We start from the raw sequence: 16,643 nt of genomic DNA, 5'->3' as shown, positions 1-16,643 counted from the left end.
ACGCGTCAACTACGCTGCGTGCTCGCGTACTTACTCACCACACAGGGATGCGGACGGTACTCATGGCACGACACGCGGCTCGCACATCACTCCGTCCCGGCGCCCGCGGACTGCTGCGCGCGGGGCTGACGCTCACCGCGGCGGGTGCCGCGCTCGGCGCGGGGGGTGCGGCCGCCGGTGCCGCGGAACCGGTCGCGGCACCGCCCGCGGCCGGGACCGCCGAGCCGGCCGACGCCGGGCACGGCATCTCGACCGTCGAGGCGCTGACGGGCGCGCTGCGCAGTTCGGCGGCAGGCGGCCTCGCCCCCGCCAAGTCCCTCCAGCTCGACCCGCTGGCGAACACCGGCACCGACCCGCTCGACAACTCCCTCGGCACCCAGATCGCGGACTTCAAGCCGATCAGCACGGCCGCCGTCACCGGCCCGATCACCCGCGGCGGCTCCGTGAGCGACCTGCCGGTGGTGGGCCCGGTGACGGGGCTGCTGCCGGGCTAGCGGGCGGAGACGGCGGGCGGCGGACAGCGGGCGGCCGGGCCAGGGGCCTACGAGGCTTCGGTGGATGCCGTGCCGGGGTTCGACCGCAGGGGTACCTCGCGGATCAGCCAGGCCGCCGCGAGCGTCAGGGCGCACAGGACGGCCGTGCCGGTCATGACGCCGTGCAGCCCGCCGGTGACCGCGGCCCCGAAGGCGTCCCGCACCGGCTCCGGCATGCCCCGCAGCGCCTCCGGCGTCAGCTGGTGGCCGCCCGCGAGGCGCTCGCCGTCCTCGCCGAGCCGTTCCGTGAGGGTGTCGGTCATGCGGCCGGTGTAGAAGGAGCCGAGCACGGCCACGCCGAGGGAGCCGCCGATGGTGCGCAGCAGCGTGGTGGTGCCGCTCGCGGCGCCCATGTCGCGGGGTTCCGCGCTGTTCATGGTGATCAGCAGGGACGGCTGCAACAGGCAGCCGAGGCCCACCCCCAGGACGAACGTCAGCGCGGAGGCCACGCCCGTGGCGGTGTCCACGTCCAGCGTCAGCAGGGCGAGCGCGCCCGCCGTGGCGACCGCGCCGCCCGCGATCGGGTAGATCCGGTAGCCGCCGCCCTTGCCGACCGCCCGGCCGATGGCGAGCTGCGCGCCCATCATGCCGAGCATCAGCGGAAGCAGCAGCAGACCGCTCGCCGTCGAGGACATGCCGCGGACGAACTGCATGTACTGCGGCAGATAGCTCGCCGCGCCCAGCATCGCCGCGCCCGCCAGGAAGGTGAGCACCTGGGCGACGGTGAAGTTGCGGTCGCGGAACAGGCGCGGCGGGATGACCGGTTCGGGAGCGCGCCGTTCCACGCGTACGAAGGCGGCCAGCGAGGCCGCGGCGATCAGCGCGAGGGCGGCGAGCTGCGGGGAGATCCACTCGTACGTCGTGCCGCCCCAGGTGCCCAGCAGGGTGAGGGCGAGGATGCCCGTGGTGAGGAGCGCGACGCCCGCGTAGTCGATACGGGCGGTGCTGTGCTCGCCGGTCGGCCGGATGAGGAGGCCGACGATCAGCAGTGCGGCGGCGCCCACGGGCACGTTGACGTAGAAGACCCAGCGCCAGTCCAGCTGGTCGGTGAGGAAGCCGCCGAGCAGCGGGCCGCCGATCATGGCGACCGGCAGCATCACGCCGATCATGGACTGCGCGCGCCCCGCCCGCGCCGGCGGCAGGAGCGTGCCGATGAGGGAGAGCGCGCCCACGAAGAGGCCGCCCGCACCGATGCCCTGGAGCCCCCGGAAGGCGATGAGCTGGGCCATGTCCTGCGCGGCTCCGCAGAGCACCGAGCCGACGAGGAAGACGGCGATCGAGGTCAGGTAGCTGCCCTTGCGGCCGTACAGGTCGCCGGCCTTGCCCCAGATCGGGGTCGAGACGGCGGCGGTGAGCAGATAGGCCGTGACCACCCAGGAGAAGTGGCCGAGGCCGCCGAGGTCACCGACGATCGTGGGCAGGGCGGTGCCGACGATGGTGCCGTCGAGCGTGGCCAGGATGATGCCGAGCAGCAGCCCGAGCATGGCGAGGCGGGAGGGCTCCGCGGCCCGGGTGACCGTGGGGTCCGCCGCTTCCGTGCGCTGGTTCATGGCTCTCCCGGGTGGTGGCGGGGCCTCAGGCGGAGTACGGGCGGGCGGCCCTGGCCTCGCTCAGCGCGCGGGCCCACCAGGCGAGCTGGTCGAGCATGGCCTTGGCGGCGGTGTCGCTCTGCGGGTCGCGCATCGTGTGCTCCTCGTCGAAGAGGCCCCAGGCGTTGTGCAGGCTGACCGTGTTGCGGATGGTCGTCGCGTTCAGCTCTGCCATGACGAGGCGGAGCTGTTCGACCGCGCGCAGGCCGCCCGAGATGCCGCCGTAGGAGACGAAGCCGACCGGCTTGGCGTGCCACTGCTCGTTGTGCCAGTCGATGGCGTTCTTCAGCGTCGCGGGGAAGCTGTGGTTGTACTCAGGTGTGACGAAGACGAAGGCGTCGGCCGCCGCCAGGCGGGGTGAGACCTGGGCGAGCGCCTCCTCGGTGCCGGCGGCGGGCGGCTGACCGAAGGCCGGGAGGACGGTGGGCAGCGGCGTCTCGGCGAGGTCGACGACGTCGACGCTCATGTCGTCGCGCTGGTCGAGGTGGCTCTTGATCCACTGGGTGACGATGGGCGCGAAGCGGCCCTCGCGGGTGGAGCCGACGACGACCGCGATGCGGAGCGGCCGGGGCTGTGACTGCGGGCTCGTGTTCATGGGGACCCCCCGTTGCGTACGCCGCCGTTGTGTACGGCGTATCTGGTGCGTACAACGTACACACGAATGTGTACGGCGTCCACTGGGGATACGCTGTACACAAGTCGTCCGTCGAGAGGAGCCCCCGTGGCAGCCCAGCAGAAGAGCAGCGGCGCCGAACCGCCCGTGCTGTGGGAGCGCGTGGAGCGCCCCGCGGCCGCGCCCCGCGCCTCTCTGACACCGCAGAAGATCGCCGCCGTCGCCGTGCGCGTGGCCGACGCCGAAGGCAGCGCCGCCGTCACTATGCGCCGCCTCGCCACCGAGCTGGGCGTCGCCCCCATGGCCGCGTACCGCCATGTCTCCGGCAAGGACGACCTGTGGGCGCTCATGGTCGACCAGGTCATGGGGGAACTGACCGTGCCCGAAGAGGTGACCGGCTGGCGCGAGGTGCTGCGCGCCTACGCCCACGGCAACCGCGCCATGACGCTGCGCCACCCCTGGCTCGCCCAGCTCCCCGCACCGAACTTCACGCTGACGCCGAACCGCATGGCGGCGGCGGAGCGGCAGCTCGCGGCGCTCGACGGCCACGGAATGGACACCGACTCGGTGATGGCCGCCTTCCGCGCGGTCAGCGCCTACGCGCACGGGGCGACGCAGTCCGAGGTCGCGCTGCGCCAGTACATGGACGACAACGGCTGGAGCAGCGGCGACGACACGCGCCGCGCGCTGGCGCCGCAGATGATGTACCTGATGGGCACCGGCCGCTATCCGACCTACCGGCGCTACGCCCTCGGCGAGGGCCGCAAGGACGACGCCGCCTGGCAGTTCGAGACCGGCCTGGAGTGCGTGCTCGACGGCATCGCCGCCCGCTTCGGCATCGGCCCGGGCGACGGGGCCTGACGGACCGGACAGCACGAAGCCCCGGCCTCCTGGACGGAGGGGGCCGGGGCCTCGCTGTGCGGGGAGTGGCTAGTAGGCCGAGCCCGACGCGCCCAGGGAGCCCGTGGGGTGCCAGACCGTCTTGGTCTCCAGGAAGGCCGTCAGGCGGTGCGTGCCCGGGTCGGCCGAGAAGTCCACAGCCTGTGGACGCAGCACCCGCTTGAGGTTGTCGGCGGCGGCGACCTCCAGGTCACGCGCCAGGTCCGCGTCCGCGCCCGTGAGGTCGATCGCGTTGACGTCCTGGTGGGCGGCGAGCGGCGCCGCGATCTCGGCGGTCCTCCCGGTGAGGATGTTGACCACACCGCCGGGAACGTCGGAGGTCGCGAGAACCTCACCCAGCGAGAGGGCGGGCAGCGGGTACTTCTCGGAGGCGATCACCACGGCCGTGTTGCCCGTCGCGATCACCGGGGCGAGCACCGAGACCAGGCCGAGGAACGACGACTCCTGGGGCGCGACGACCGTGACGACGCCCGTCGGCTCCGGCGTCGACAGGTTGAGATACGGGCCCGCGACCGGGTTGGCCCCGCCCGCCACCTGGGCGATCTTGTCGGTCCAGCCCGCGTACCAGACCCAGCGGTCGATCGCCGCGTCGACCTGCGCGGCGGCCTCGGACTTGGAGATGCCCTCCGCGTCCCTGACCTCCCGCACGAACTGGTCCTTGCGGCCCTCCAGCATCTCCGCGACGCGGTAGAGGACCTGGCCGCGGTTGTACGCGGTCGCGCCCGACCAGCCGCCGAAGGCCTTGCGGGCGGCGACGACCGCGTCACGGGCGTCCTTGCGGGAGGCGAGGGGCGCGTTCGCGAGCCACCTGCCCTTTGAGTCGTTCACCTCGTACACCCGGCCGCTCTCGGAGCGGGGGAACTTGCCCCCGACGTACAGCTTGTAGGTCTTGAGAACCGTGAGTCGGTCAGACATCGAGGTACGCCTCCAGCCCGTGCCGGCCGCCCTCGCGGCCGAAGCCCGACTCCTTGTAGCCGCCGAACGGCGACGTCGGGTCGAACTTGTTGAAAGTGTTGGCCCAGACGACGCCCGCCCGGAGCTTGTTCGCGACCGCGAGGATGCGCGAACCCTTCTCCGTCCAGATGCCGGCGGAGAGGCCGTACTGCGTGTTGTTGGCCTTGGCGACCGCCTCGTCCGGCGTGCGGAAGGACAGGACGGAGAGCACCGGGCCGAAGATCTCGTCACGGGCGATGGTGTGCGCCTGCGTGACGTTGGTGAAGAGGGTCGGCGCGAACCAGTAGCCGCTCTCCGGCAGCTCGCAGGGCGCGGACCAGCGCTCGGCGCCCTCCGCCTCACCGGTCTCGGCGAGCGCGGTGATACGGGCGAGCTGCTCGGCGGAGTTGATGGCGCCGATGTCGGTGTTCTTGTCCAGCGGGTCACCGAGGCGCAGGGTCGAGAGCCGCCGCTTCAGCGAGTCGAGCAGCTCGTCCTGGATCGACTCCTGTACGAGGAGACGCGACCCGGCGCAGCAGACCTGGCCCTGGTTGAAGAAGATGCCGGTGACGATGCCCTCGACCGCCTGGTCGATGGGGGCGTCGTCGAAGACGATGTTCGCGCCCTTGCCGCCCAGTTCAAGCGTGACCTTCTTGCCGGTGCCCGCGACCTGGCGGGCGATGGCCTTGCCGACGGCCGTCGAGCCGGTGAACGCGACCTTGTTCACGTCCGGGTGGGCGGTCAGGGCCGCGCCCGCGTCGCCGTACCCGGGAAGGATGTTGACGACGCCCTTCGGGAGACCCGCCTGGCGGCAGATGTCCGCGAAGAACAGCGCCGACAGCGGAGTCGTCTCGGCGGGCTTCAGGACGACCGTGTTGCCGGTCGCGAGCGCCGGAGCGATCTTCCAGGCCAGCATGAGCAGCGGGAAGTTCCACGGGATGACCTGGCCCGCGACGCCGAGCGGCGCGGGGTTCCTCCCGTACCCGGCGTGGTCGAGCTTGTCGGCCCAGCCCGCGTAGTAGAAGAAGTGCGCGGCGACCAGCGGGAGGTCGGCGTCGCGGGTCTCCTTGATGGGCTTTCCGTTGTCCAGCGTCTCCAGGACGGCCAGCTCGCGGCTGCGCTCCTGGATGATCCTGGCGATCCGGAAGAGGTACTTGGCTCGCTCGGCGCCCGGCAGCGCCGACCATGTCTCGAACGCCTTGCGGGCGGCCCACACCGCACGGTCGACGTCGGCTTCGCCGGCCTGCGCGACCTCGGAGAGGACCTCCTCGGTGGCCGGGGAGACCGTCTTGAAGACCTTGCCGTCGGCGGCCTCGGTGAACTCGCCGTCGATGAACAGGCCGTAGCTCGGCGCGATGTCGACGACCGAGCGGGACTCGGGCGCCGGGGCGTACTCGAAGGGGGAAGTCATCTGGATCAGTCCACCGTCACGTAGTCGGGGCCGGAGTAGCGGCCCGTGGCCAGCTTCTGGCGCTGCATCAGCAGGTCGTTGAGGAGCGACGAGGCGCCGAAGCGGAACCAGTGGTTGTCCAGCCAGTCGGCCCCCGCCGTCTCGTTGACGAGCACGAGGAACTTCACCGCGTCCTTGGTCGTGCGGATGCCGCCGGCGGGCTTCACGCCGATCTGCACCCCGGTCTGCGCGCGGAAGTCGCGGACGGCCTCCAGCATGAGCAGGGTGTTGGCCGGGGTGGCGTTGACGCCGACCTTGCCGGTCGAGGTCTTGATGAAGTCGGCGCCCGCGATCATGCCGATCCAGCTGGCGCGCCTGATGTTGTCGTACGTCGACAGCTCACCGGTCTCGAAGATGACCTTCAGGCGGGCGGTGCCGCAGGCCTCCTTCACGGCGCGGATCTGCTCGAACACGGTCATGTAGTCGCCGGAGAGGAAGGCGCCCCGGTCGATGACCATGTCGATCTCGTCGGCGCCGGCGGCGACGGCCTCGCGCACGTCGCCGAGCTTGACCTCGATGGCGGCGCGGCCCGCGGGGAAGGCCGTCGCCACGGAGGCGACCTTCACGCCGCTGTCCCCGACGGCGGCCCTGGCGGTGGCGACCATGTCCGGATAGACGCAGACGGCCGCGGTGCGCGGCGTGCCACGGTCGGTGGGGTCGGGGTTGACGGCCTTCGCGCCGAGCGCCCGGACCTTGCCGGGGGTGTCGGCGCCCTCAAGGGTCGTCAGGTCGATCATCGAGATGGCCAGGTCGATGGCGTACGCCTTCGCCGTGGTCTTGATCGAACGGGTTCCGAGCGAGGCGGCACGCGCCTCCAGGCCGACCGTGTCGACGCCGGGCAGCCCGTGGAGGAAGCGGCGCAGCGTGCTGTCGGACGCGGTCACGTCAGCGAATGCAGTGGGCATGGTCACGAGCTGAGCATATCTACGCGCGTAGCGGCTGTACAGGGGTGTCCCTCGCGGTGGCCGCCGCCGGTTGCCCCGCGCCTGGCCTCGCGGTGGCCGCCGCCGGTTGCCCCGGGGTCTCCCCTGCCCCGGCGCTCCGCGCCGGATGTCTCCCACCCACCCGCCCGGTACTCCGCGGCTGCGAATGGATGAGCTGGCGGAACCGGGTAGGAGCCCGCACGGGTGGTCCGAGGCGAGGGGACGTGTCGGTATGTCTGCCCGGAGCACGGTACGCATGGCTACAGGCCTCCGAAGCGGCCCAGCAGCCACGCAGGCGATAGCGAGGACGGACATACCGGCGCGGCCCCGCCCCACAACCGACCGAAGGCAGACGCGACCACGACCGGCTGAAGATGGACCGTCCGCAACCGACCGAACGCGACACGGCCACGGGCGGTGACCCCGCCGATATCACCCCGCAGGCCCGGTACGTACGCATGTGCGGACCGGCGGGAGGCCCTAGCCGTGGCGTCAGGCAGAATCAAGGGTATGAGCGACCCTCAGAACCCCGTGGCGGAGCCCGCATACAAGGACCGCACCTTCCGGTCCCCCGCCGGCATCGCGGGCGGCGTCCTCCTGCTCGCCCTGGGCGCCTGGCTAGGCATCGACGCGGTCATCCGCGGCGAGGGCCGCACCCCGTGGCTCGCGCTCGCCGGGCTGCTCCTGGCGGTACCGCTGGTCGTCGCGTTCACCGTGCGCCCCGCCGTGTACGCCAACGACGACCGGCTCCGCGTCCGCAACCCCTTCAGGACCGTCACGCTGCCGTGGGCGTCCATCGCGACGCTGCGCTCCAGCTACTCCAACGAGGCGGTCACCACGTCCGGCGCCAAGTACCAGCTCTGGGCGATCCCCGTCTCCCTGCGCGGCCGCAAGAAGGCGGCGCGCAGGCAGTCGCAGGCCGCGGCGGCGGGCGACCCGGTGACGGGCGGCCGGCCCTTCCTCGACCCGTCGGCCAAACCCACCCGCTCCGAGGGCGACCAGGTCATGGACGAACTCCGCGAGCTCTCCGAGCGGCAGGCCGACGCCGAGACCGCGCAGGGCGAGCCCACGGTCCGCTGGGCCTACGAGATCGTCGTGCCGAGCGTCGCCGGGGCGATCCTGCTCGTGGTGCTCCTCGCGGTCACCTGATCCATTCCTTTGGCTTACGGAGCCTCACGGCGGCCCGTGCCAGCCCAGGAGCATGTGGCCGCCGAGTACGGCCGACGTGAGTGCCGCCGTGCCCAGGAGCGTCACCAGTACGTGCGTCCTCGCGCGGGCCAGTGCCACGGCGACCGGCAGCAGCAGCGGGAAGGCGGGGAGCACGAAGCGGGCCCGGGGGAAGTAGACGCCGCTGCTGCCCAGCACGATCGCCAGCAGCAGGCCGCTGAAGACGAGCAGGGGCAGCGGCTGCCGGTCGCACGCCGACAGTACGAAGAGCACGACCGAGCCGAGCAGTACCGCCGTCACCACCGCCACGAACAGCGCGGGACGCTCGGTCACGAAGAGATCCCGCATCCGCCGCAGCGTCCCGACGCCGCCGTCCCACTCGTTGCGCCACAGCCTCTGTACGGCGAAGTAGCCGTCCCAGCGGCCGAGACGCAGGCCCACCCAGCCGACGTACGAGAGCCAGCCGAGGGGTGCGACGACGGCACCCAGGAGCGGTCTCACGGCGACGGACCGCCGCAGGGCCAGCAGGGCCGTCAGGGACACCGCCGCGGCCACCGCGACGCCCGTGGGGCGCGTGAGGCCCGCGAGGGCAGCCAGAGAGCCCGCCCACAGCCAGCGGCCGCTGAGCACCGCGTACAGCGACCACGCGCAGAGCGCCGTGAAGAGGGACTCCGTGTAGCCCATCCACTGCACCAGGGCCACCGGCAGGCTGCCCCAGAGGACGGCGAGGAGCACCCCGGTCCTGCGCCCGTACAGCCGGTCGCCCACCGCGAAGATCCCCCACGCCGCGAGCAGCGAGGCGGCCAGCGAGACCGACAGGCCCGCCGCGCCCCTCGGCAGCCAGGGCAGCAGGGCGTCGCCCGCCCTGACGAGCAGCGGGTAGAGGGGGAAGAAGGCGAGGTTGTTGCCGTCGATGCGGGTGCCGAGCTCGTGGGCGTAGCCGTCGCTCGCGATCCGCAGGTACCAGTCGCAGTCCCAGGACTCCATGAGCAGATGCCGCACCCCGCGGTGCTCGCGGTGCGCCCACACGGTGAACACCAGCAGGCCGATCCCGCGTACGGCCGCGTATCCGGCGAGGGCGGGCCAGGCGTGGCGCAGGGCACGGGCCGCGCGCCCCGCGAAGCCGCGGGGCGGGTGCGGGGCGTCGTCGGGGCACCTGGACGCGGGGACGCGTGACGGGACGGCTGTCGAGGGCTCGGAGAATCCGTACGGCACTGCGGCGGCTCCCGGAACGTGAAAGTGCGCTACCGGTCGTCCCTTCCTGGGGGACCGGCAGCGCACCGGGCACTGCGGCAGTTGCTCCGGCGGAATCACCCGGAGGGGTGACCCGGCAGCCTTGCCGGGCCTCGGGCCTCCGGCCCGGGTCTCCGGCCTCCGGGTCTCCGGCCTCCGGCCTCCGGTCGCCTGGCCTCTGGCCTCCGGCCTCCGGGAGGCCGGTTCCGCATGCTGGGCTTCCGGCTCCGTGTGCCGGGCTTCGGCTCGGTGTGCCGGGCGTCCGGTTCGCGTGCCGGGCTTCCGGTTCGCACGCCGGGCGTCCGCGTCGTGTCAGATGCCCGCTGCCGTCGCGAGGTCGCGCTTGATGGCCGTCAGGAGGGCCGTCGCCCGTGCGCGGGCCGCCGGCAGCTCGGGCTTGTCCGCCACCGGGACGACCACCTCCAGGTAGCACTTGAGCTTCGGCTCGGTGCCGCTGGGGCGGACGATGACGCGGGCGCCGTCGAGCGTGTAGCGCAGGCCGTCCGTGGGCGGCAGCGTCTGCGTGCCCCGCGTCAGGTCCTCCGCCTTCGTCACGGGCAGCCCCGCGAGCCCGGTGGGCGGCTGCTCGCGCAGGCGGCGCATCGCGGCCGCGATCAGGGACAGGTCCTCCACGCGGACCGAGAGCTGGTCGGTGGCGTGCAGACCGTGCTCCACGGCCAGGTCGTCGAGCAGGTCGAGGAGCGTGCGGTCCTGTTCCTTGAGCTCGGACGCCAACTCCGTGAGCAGGAGCGCCGCCGTGATGCCGTCCTTGTCGCGTACGCCCTCGGGGTCCACGCAGTAGCCGAGCGCCTCCTCGTAGCCGTAGCGCAGGCCGTCGACGCGGGCGATCCACTTGAAGCCGGTCAGCGTCTCCTCGTACGGCAGGCCCGCCTTCGCCGCGATCCTGCCCAGGAGGGAGGAGGAGACGATCGACTCGGCGAACGTGCCTCGCGCTCCGCGTCCGACCAGGTGCGCGGCGAGCAGGGCGCCCACTTCGTCGCCCCGCAGCATCCGCCACTCGCCGCCGTCCATGACCGCCGCCGCGCAGCGGTCCGCGTCCGGGTCGTTGGCGATGATCAGGTCGGGCGCGGGGGTGGCGCGGGCCGCCGTCGCGAAGGCCAGGTCCATCGCGCCCGGCTCCTCCGGGTTCGGGAACGCCACCGTCGGGAAGTCCGGGTCCGGCTCGGCCTGCTCGGCCACGAGGACCGGGGCCGGGAAGCCCGCCCGGTCGAACGCCGCGAGCAGGGTCTCCTTGCCGACGCCGTGCATCGCCGTGTAGACGACGCGGGCCGTACGGGGGGAATCCGGGGCCAGGACCGCGTCCGTGCGGGACAGGTAGGCCTCCAGGACCTCGTCGCCGAGGATCTGCCAGCCGGTCTCGGGGCGCGGGACGTCGTCGAGTGACGCGACCGCGTCGATCTCCGCCGCGATCTCCGCGTCCGCGGGCGGGACGATCTGGGAACCGTCGCCCAGGTAGACCTTGTAGCCGTTGTCGCGCGGCGGGTTGTGGCTGGCCGTCACCTCTACGCCTGCCGCCGCGCCGAGGTGGCGTATGGCGAAGGCGAGTACGGGGGTGGGGAGCGGGCGGGGGAGCACGGCCGCCTTCAGGCCCGCGCCCGTCATCACGGCGGCGGTGTCGCGGGCGAAGTCCGCGGACTTGTGGCGGGCGTCGTAGCCCACGACCACCAGGCCGTCCGCCTGGCCCTTCGCCTTGAGGTACGCGGCCAGGCCTGCCGCGGCGCGGATGACGACGGAGCGGTTCATTCGCATGGGGCCCGCGCCGAGTTCGCCCCGGAGGCCGGCGGTGCCGAACTGGAGGGTGCCGGCGAAGCGTGCCGCCAGCTCTTCGGTGTCCTCGGCGTCGATGAGCTTGGCCAGCTCTTCGCGGGTCTCGGGGTCCGGGTCCTCGGCCAGCCAGGCGTGGGCCCGTGCGGTGAGTTCGGGGTCGTCGTGCACGGTGTCGTCAGCCTTTCGTTGCGGCTTCGCTTTAGCGGTTCTGGGGGTCCGGGGGTCCGGGGGTGCTGGTGGTCGTGCTTCGGCTGGACGGGAGGCGTCCTGGTTGCGGGGCGTCCGTCTGCGGTCGCCTTCGGTTGGTTGTGGGGCGGGGCCGCGCCGGTATGTCCGTCCTCGCTATCGCCTGCGTGGCTGCTTGGCCGCTTCGGGGGGCCTGTAGCCATGTGTACCGTGCTCCGGGCAGACATACCGACACGTCCCCTCGCCTCGGACCGCGCCTGCGGGCTCCTACCTGGTTCCGCCAGCTCATCCATTCGCAGCCGCGGAGTACCGGGTGGGTGGGTGGGAGACATCCGGCGCGGAGCGCCGGGGCAGGGGAGACCCCGGGGCAACCGGCGGTGGCGGCCCCCGGGGACGGCAGCCCCGGGGCAACCGGCGGCGGGGGCCGCGAGGTCAGATGCGGGTGAGGACCTGGCCGAGGAGCTCGCCCATGCGGGCGGCACTGTCGCGGCCCGCCTGGAGAACCTCCTCGTGGTTGAGGGGCTCACCCGTCATGCCCGCGGCAAGGTTCGTGACCAGGGAGATGCCGAGGACCTCCGCCCCGGCCTCGCGCGCGGCGATCGCCTCCAAGACGGTGGACATGCCGACCAGGTCCGCACCGATCGTGCGGGCCATACGGATCTCCGCCGGAGTCTCGTAGTGCGGGCCGGGGAACTGGGCGTAGACACCCTCCTCCAGGGACGCGTCGATCTCCTTGCAGAGCGTCCGCAGCCGCGGCGAGTAGAGGTCGGTGAGGTCCACGAAGTTCGCCCCGACGATCGGCGACGTGGCCGTCAGGTTGAGGTGGTCGCTGATCAGCACCGGCTGACCCGGGCGCATGCCCTCGCGCAGACCACCGCAGCCGTTGGTCAGCACGATCGTCTTGCAGCCCGCGGCCACGGCGGTGCGTACGCCGTGCGAGACGGCGGCGACGCCACGGCCCTCGTAGTAGTGGGTGCGGCCCAGGAAGACCAGCGCCCGCTTCTCACCGATCTTGATGGAGCGGATGCGGCCGCCGTGGCCCTCGACCGCCGGCGGCGGGAAGCCGGGCAGCTCGGTGACGGGGAACTCCGCCTCCGGCTCGCCCAGCGCGCCGACGGCCGGCGCCCAGCCGGAGCCCATCACGAGGGCGACGTCGTGGGTCTCTGCGCCCGTCAGCTCGCGCAGGCGCGCGGCGGCGGCGTCGGCGGCGGCGTACGGGTCGCCCTGGATGCTGTCCGGAATAACTGAAGCGTTCACGCCGACGAGAGTAGCCGCTCCCGCCCTACGCGCGTAGATGACGATGCTCACGGGAATCTGATTGTTGTGTTGTCGTTTCCGACGAGAGGCCGGCCGGGCCCTAGCAGGGCCTCTTGCGCAGCTCCATCACGTAGTCGTGCGGCGCCCCCGCCGACTCCGCGGCGTCCGCGAGCTCCCCGAGGTAGCGCGCCGAGGGGAGTCCGCCCTCGTAACCGTTGAGCACGTACACCCAGGCGGGTTCCTCGGCCTCCAGGGTGTGGACGCGGACCCGCATGCGGCGGTAGATGTCCAGGCCCACGCCCTCCCAGCGGTCCATGGACTCCTCGTCCATGGGCGCGATGTCGTAGAGCGTGACGAAGACCTGGGAGCGGGGCGCCTCCACGATCGTGGCCAGCGCGCCCTCCCACCCCATGTGCTCCCCGCCGAACGTGAGCCGCCAGCCGTTCAGCCAGCCGGTCGCGCGCAGCGGTGAGTGCGGGGCGCGGCGTGACATGAGCCGCGGATCCAGATTGCCGGCGTACGCGGCGTAGAGCGACATGAGGACGAGGGTACGGCAGCAATCAAGTACGCCCCTCCTGCAACGTGAGGAGCGCCCGTACGGGGGCGCCACACCGACGGAGCCCCCCGGCGCGTGCGCACCTTGAAGCGTGCGGGACAATGGAGTACGTGACTCGGATCGTGATCATTGGCGGCGGACCCGGCGGCTACGAGGCGGCACTGGTGGCCGCCCAGCTCGGCGCGGAGGTGACCGTCGTCGACTGCGACGGTCTGGGCGGGGCGTCGGTGCTCACCGACTGCGTGCCGTCCAAGACTCTGATCGCGACGGCCGAGGTGATGACCACCTTCGACTCGTCGTACGAGGAGCTGGGGATCATCGTCGCGGACGACACCCCGCACATCGACAGCCCGGCCCGGGTCGTCGGCGTGGACCTGGGGAAGGTCAACCGCCGTGTGAAGCGGCTCGCGCTCGCCCAGTCCCACGACATCACCGCCTCCGTCACGCGGGCCGGCGCGCGCGTGCTGCGCGGCCGCGGGCGGCTGGAGGGCCAGCAGGAGGCCGACGGCTCCCGGAAGGTCGTCGTGCGCGCGGCCGACGGGACGGAGGAGACCCTCGTCGCCGACGCCGTGCTGATCGCGACCGGCGGTCACCCGCGCGAGGTCCCCGACGCCCTGCCCGACGGTGAGCGCATTCTGAACTGGACCCAGGTCTACGACCTCGACGAGCTGCCCGAGGAGCTCATCGTGGTCGGTTCGGGTGTGACCGGTGCCGAGTTCGCCGGCGCCTATCAGGCGCTGGGGTCGAACGTCACCCTCGTATCGAGCCGTGACCGCGTGCTGCCGGGTGAGGACCCGGACGCCGCGGCCGTGCTCGAAGACGTCTTCCGGCGGCGCGGCATGAACGTCATGTCCCGTTCGCGCGCCGCCTCCGCCAAGCGCGTGGGCGACCGGGTGGAGGTGACGCTCAACGACGGGCGTGTCATCTCCGGTACGCACTGCCTGATGGCCGTGGGTGCCATCCCGAACAGCAGCGGCATGGGTCTGGAGGAGGCCGGGGTCCGGCTCAAGGACTCGGGGCACATCTGGACGGACAAGGTGTCGCGCACGTCCGCGCCCGGTGTGTACGCCGCCGGTGACGTGACCGGGATCTTCGCGCTCGCCTCCGTCGCCGCCATGCAGGGGCGCATCGCGATGTACCACTTCCTGGGCGACGCGGTGACGCCGCTGAACCTGAAGACCGTGTCGTCGAACGTCTTCACCGACCCCGAGATCGCGACCGTCGGCTACAGCCAGGCCGACGTCGACGGGGGCAAGATCGACGCCCGGGTCGTCAAGCTTCCGCTGCTGCGCAATCCGCGCGCGAAGATGCAGGGCATCCGCGACGGATTCGTCAAGATCTTCTGCCGCCCCGGTACGGGCATCGTGGTCGGCGGTGTGGTGGTCTCCCCGCGCGCTTCGGAACTGATCCATCCCATCTCGATCGCGGTCGACAACAATCTCACCGTCGAGCAGATCGCGAACGCGTTCACCGTGTACCCGTCGCTTTCGGGATCGATCGCCGAGGTGGCGCGGCAACTGCACACGCGGAAGACGGCCGACGAGGGCTGATCGAAACGGCGGCTTGAAACAACTCTCCGCAGGTCACGCACTGTTGCGGCCCATTCGCGCGGCATAGGCGCGGTGAGTAGGCGGCTATACCATCTCCCGCCCTGCTGTGCGAACAACTTCTGTAATTCGGCGCATACTGCTGAAAGCAGACGGTCGTTGGGGTTACTGTCAGTTTCGTGTTCGCTGCAGAACGTCGCCAATTGATCCTCGAAATGGTGCGGGCCAACGGAGCGGTATCGCTCCGCGAGCTCGCCCGCGTCGTCCAGACCTCCGAAGTGACCGTACGGCGGGACGTGCGCGCGCTGGAGGCAGAAGGACTCCTCGACCGCCGGCATGGCGGTGCGGTATTGCCGGGCGGATTCACGCGGGAGTCCGGCTTTCCGCAGAAATCACATCTCGCGACCGCCGAGAAGACGGCCATCGCCGATCTCGCGGCGGGTCTCGTCGAAGAGGGCGAAGCCATCGTCGTCGGGGCGGGTACGACCACGCAGGAGCTGGCCCGACGGCTCGCGCGGGTCCCCGGCCTGACCGTGGTCACCAACTCCCTGCTGGTGGCCCAGGCGTTGGCCCATGCCAATCGCGTCGAAGTCGTCATGACCGGCGGCACCCTGCGCGGTTCGAACTACGCGCTCGTGGGCAGCGGGGCCGAGCAGTCCCTCCAGGGGCTGCGCGTCTCCCGGGCGTTCCTCTCGGGCAGTGGTCTGACCGCCGAGCGCGGCCTCTCCACGTCCAACATGCTCTCCGCGAGCGTGGACCGCGCGCTGGTGCAGGCGGCGGCCGAGGTCGTGGTCCTCGCCGACCACACCAAACTCGGCACCGACACGATGTTCCAGACGGTGCCGACGGACGTCATCACGCGTCTGGTCACGGACGAGCCGCCCGCGCACGACGACCGGGCGGGCACGGAACTACAGGCCCTGGCAGACCAGGGCGTGCAGATCGCGGTCACGGGCGGCGGCGCCGGCCCTGAAGCCGGACCCGGTCCCGACTCCGTCCCCGCGGGGCGCCAGCCGCGCCGGGACGTGCCCCTGCCGGGTCAGCGGCGCAACCACGGGGCGGGCTCGGGCCAGCAGTTGCGCAGCGCGCTCCTCGGGGAGCAGCCGCCGGGGGAGCGGACCGCGCGCGTCGCGGACATGCGCCGCCGCTGAGCCGCACGGGCCGGGGCCGGGCGAGCCGGACGGGACCTAGGCCGCTGTCCGGCCCTCGGCCCGTAGGCCGCGCAGTGTCAGCGTGAGCAGGCGGTCGGCCAACTCCGGGTCGTCCGGGGTCTCCTCGGCCGCCAGCGAGATCGCGTTGGTCAGCTGGAGCAGGTCGGAGATGGAGACGTCGGGCCGCACGGCCCCCGCCTCCTGCGCGCGGGCGAGCAGCGCCGAGCCCGCCTCGCGCATGGGCCTGCTGCACCGGGCCAGCGCCGAAGTGTCGTCGTGCGACGCCGACATGAGGGCGCTGGACAGACCGCGGTACTCGCCCGCATGAGTGACGATGGCGCGCAGCCACGTCACCAGCGCGGCACAGGGGTGCGGGTCGTCGAGGAGAGCGTGCGAGCGGGCCAGGAGATCGCGTACGGCGTCCTCCCACACGGCGCTCATCAGCGCGTGGCGGTTGGGGAAGTGCCGGTAGAGCGTGCCGATGCCGACGCCCGCGCGGCGCGCCACGTCCTCCAGGGACGTGCCGGTGCCGTGCTCGGCGAACGCGGCCCTCGCCTCGGCGACCAGCCGGTCGTAGTTCCGTCGCGCGTCGGCCCGCTGTGCTCTGGCCGCTCTGGCCTGGGGGCCCATGCCGGTCTTCATCCCCGCGCCTCCGATCGCTCTTCGCGTAACCAGAATGCCACTGCTCGCGGGGGCGCGGTTCGGGGCCCCTTGCTCCCGGGGTCTTGGCTCGGTCCGTCACCGGCTCCGCCGAGTTCGTCCTCAAACGCCGGACGGGCTGGGAATGCCCGCCGGGGGTGGGCTGGGAATGCCCGCC

Annotated in this window: 15 protein-coding genes; 5 read left to right on the top strand and 10 right to left on the bottom strand. The window is 72.3% G+C overall.

What is annotated here, in order from left to right:
* Positions 1-62: 62 nt before the first annotated feature.
* Complete coding sequence (locus ACZ6JY_RS22090) at positions 63-494, top strand: hypothetical protein (RefSeq protein ID WP_469197898.1); 432 nt, start codon at positions 63-65, stop codon at positions 492-494.
* Positions 495-541: 47 nt separating this feature from the next.
* Here ACZ6JY_RS22090 and ACZ6JY_RS22085 read toward each other — a convergent pair whose 3' ends face one another.
* Positions 542-2,083: an MDR family MFS transporter gene (locus tag ACZ6JY_RS22085; protein WP_469197897.1), complete on the bottom strand. Its 1,542-nt coding sequence runs from the start codon at positions 2,081-2,083 to the stop codon at positions 542-544.
* A gap of 25 nt (positions 2,084-2,108) precedes the next feature.
* Positions 2,109-2,717 (bottom strand): NADPH-dependent FMN reductase, encoded by a 609-nt coding sequence (locus ACZ6JY_RS22080; RefSeq protein ID WP_469197895.1) that lies wholly within the window; start codon positions 2,715-2,717, stop codon positions 2,109-2,111.
* A 126-nt stretch (positions 2,718-2,843) separates the two neighbouring features.
* Between ACZ6JY_RS22080 and ACZ6JY_RS22075 the strand changes: the two genes are divergently transcribed.
* The gene (locus ACZ6JY_RS22075) at positions 2,844-3,596 is read left to right on the top strand and encodes a TetR/AcrR family transcriptional regulator (RefSeq protein ID WP_469197894.1); all 753 of its coding nucleotides are present in this window, start codon (positions 2,844-2,846) and stop codon (positions 3,594-3,596) included.
* A gap of 69 nt (positions 3,597-3,665) precedes the next feature.
* Here the strand turns inward: ACZ6JY_RS22075 and ACZ6JY_RS22070 are convergent, their stop codons facing one another.
* From ACZ6JY_RS22070 to deoC, 3 genes are read right to left on the bottom strand one after another with little or no spacing between them, the layout of a single operon-like run.
* Positions 3,666-4,550: an aldehyde dehydrogenase family protein gene (locus ACZ6JY_RS22070; RefSeq protein WP_469197892.1), complete on the bottom strand. Its 885-nt coding sequence runs from the start codon at positions 4,548-4,550 to the stop codon at positions 3,666-3,668.
* Entirely contained in the window at positions 4,543-5,979 is a 1,437-nt protein-coding gene (locus ACZ6JY_RS22065) for an aldehyde dehydrogenase family protein (RefSeq protein ID WP_469197889.1), read from the bottom strand. The genes ACZ6JY_RS22070 and ACZ6JY_RS22065 overlap by 8 nt, the downstream gene beginning before the upstream one ends.
* 5 nt (positions 5,980-5,984) lie before the next feature.
* Entirely contained in the window at positions 5,985-6,923 is a 939-nt protein-coding gene (deoC, locus tag ACZ6JY_RS22060) for a deoxyribose-phosphate aldolase (protein WP_469198039.1), read from the bottom strand.
* 528 nt (positions 6,924-7,451) lie between these two features.
* Between deoC and ACZ6JY_RS22055 the strand changes: the two genes are divergently transcribed.
* A complete protein-coding gene (locus ACZ6JY_RS22055) occupies positions 7,452-8,090 on the top strand; it encodes a PH domain-containing protein (RefSeq protein ID WP_469197887.1) in 639 nt (212 codons plus the stop codon).
* A gap of 24 nt (positions 8,091-8,114) precedes the next feature.
* Here ACZ6JY_RS22055 and ACZ6JY_RS22050 read toward each other — a convergent pair whose 3' ends face one another.
* The 4 genes from ACZ6JY_RS22050 to ACZ6JY_RS22035 all read right to left on the bottom strand — a co-directional run bounded on the left by ACZ6JY_RS22050 (position 8,115) and on the right by ACZ6JY_RS22035 (position 13,110).
* A complete protein-coding gene (locus ACZ6JY_RS22050; RefSeq protein WP_469197885.1) occupies positions 8,115-9,323 on the bottom strand; it encodes a hypothetical protein in 1,209 nt (402 codons plus the stop codon).
* Positions 9,324-9,653: 330 nt separating this feature from the next.
* Positions 9,654-11,297 carry a phospho-sugar mutase gene (locus tag ACZ6JY_RS22045; protein ID WP_469197883.1) on the bottom strand — a complete coding sequence of 548 codons (1,644 nt, stop codon included), beginning with the start codon at positions 11,295-11,297 and terminating at the stop codon, positions 9,654-9,656.
* 450 nt (positions 11,298-11,747) lie between these two features.
* Positions 11,748-12,572 (bottom strand): purine-nucleoside phosphorylase, encoded by an 825-nt coding sequence (locus ACZ6JY_RS22040; RefSeq protein ID WP_469197881.1) that lies wholly within the window; start codon positions 12,570-12,572, stop codon positions 11,748-11,750.
* Positions 12,573-12,672: 100 nt separating this feature from the next.
* Positions 12,673-13,110 carry a gamma-glutamylcyclotransferase family protein gene (locus ACZ6JY_RS22035; protein WP_062783610.1) on the bottom strand — a complete coding sequence of 146 codons (438 nt, stop codon included), beginning with the start codon at positions 13,108-13,110 and terminating at the stop codon, positions 12,673-12,675.
* Between the two features lie 119 nt (positions 13,111-13,229).
* Here ACZ6JY_RS22035 and ACZ6JY_RS22030 point away from each other — a divergent pair, with 119 nt between their 5' ends.
* Together ACZ6JY_RS22030 and ACZ6JY_RS22025 are read left to right on the top strand one after the other, a co-directional pair.
* Positions 13,230-14,678, top strand: coding sequence for an NAD(P)H-quinone dehydrogenase (locus ACZ6JY_RS22030; RefSeq protein WP_469197878.1), 1,449 nt, complete (start codon positions 13,230-13,232; stop codon positions 14,676-14,678).
* Between the two features lie 176 nt (positions 14,679-14,854).
* Complete coding sequence (locus ACZ6JY_RS22025) at positions 14,855-15,826, top strand: DeoR/GlpR family DNA-binding transcription regulator (RefSeq protein ID WP_469197876.1); 972 nt, start codon at positions 14,855-14,857, stop codon at positions 15,824-15,826.
* A 36-nt stretch (positions 15,827-15,862) separates the two neighbouring features.
* Here the strand turns inward: ACZ6JY_RS22025 and ACZ6JY_RS22020 are convergent, their stop codons facing one another.
* Positions 15,863-16,468 (bottom strand): TetR/AcrR family transcriptional regulator, encoded by a 606-nt coding sequence (locus tag ACZ6JY_RS22020; protein ID WP_469197873.1) that lies wholly within the window; start codon positions 16,466-16,468, stop codon positions 15,863-15,865.
* Between the last annotated feature and the right edge of the window lie 175 nt (positions 16,469-16,643).

Source organism: Streptomyces sp. NPDC046335 (assembly GCF_055587985.1).
Note: the sequence above shows the minus strand (reverse complement) of the source record. Positions and strands in the feature narration are given on the sequence as shown.

Bases quoted from the DNA above. Each gene is read 5' to 3' on its own strand.
- ACZ6JY_RS22065 (WP_469197889.1), bottom strand. From the start codon at position 5,979: ATGACTTCCCCCTTCGAGTACGCCCCGGCGCCCGAGTCCCGCTCGGTC.
- ACZ6JY_RS22030 (WP_469197878.1), top strand. From the start codon at position 13,230: ATGGAGTACGTGACTCGGATCGTGATCATTGGCGGCGGACCCGGCGGC.
- ACZ6JY_RS22090 (WP_469197898.1), top strand. From the start codon at position 63: ATGGCACGACACGCGGCTCGCACATCACTCCGTCCCGGCGCCCGCGGA.
- ACZ6JY_RS22085 (WP_469197897.1), bottom strand. From the start codon at position 2,083: ATGAACCAGCGCACGGAAGCGGCGGACCCCACGGTCACCCGGGCCGCG.
- ACZ6JY_RS22035 (WP_062783610.1), bottom strand. From the start codon at position 13,110: ATGTCGCTCTACGCCGCGTACGCCGGCAATCTGGATCCGCGGCTCATG.
- ACZ6JY_RS22080 (WP_469197895.1), bottom strand. From the start codon at position 2,717: ATGAACACGAGCCCGCAGTCACAGCCCCGGCCGCTCCGCATCGCGGTC.
- deoC (WP_469198039.1), bottom strand. From the start codon at position 6,923: ATGCCCACTGCATTCGCTGACGTGACCGCGTCCGACAGCACGCTGCGC.
- ACZ6JY_RS22070 (WP_469197892.1), bottom strand. From the start codon at position 4,550: ATGTCTGACCGACTCACGGTTCTCAAGACCTACAAGCTGTACGTCGGG.
- ACZ6JY_RS22055 (WP_469197887.1), top strand. From the start codon at position 7,452: ATGAGCGACCCTCAGAACCCCGTGGCGGAGCCCGCATACAAGGACCGC.
- ACZ6JY_RS22020 (WP_469197873.1), bottom strand. From the start codon at position 16,468: ATGAAGACCGGCATGGGCCCCCAGGCCAGAGCGGCCAGAGCACAGCGG.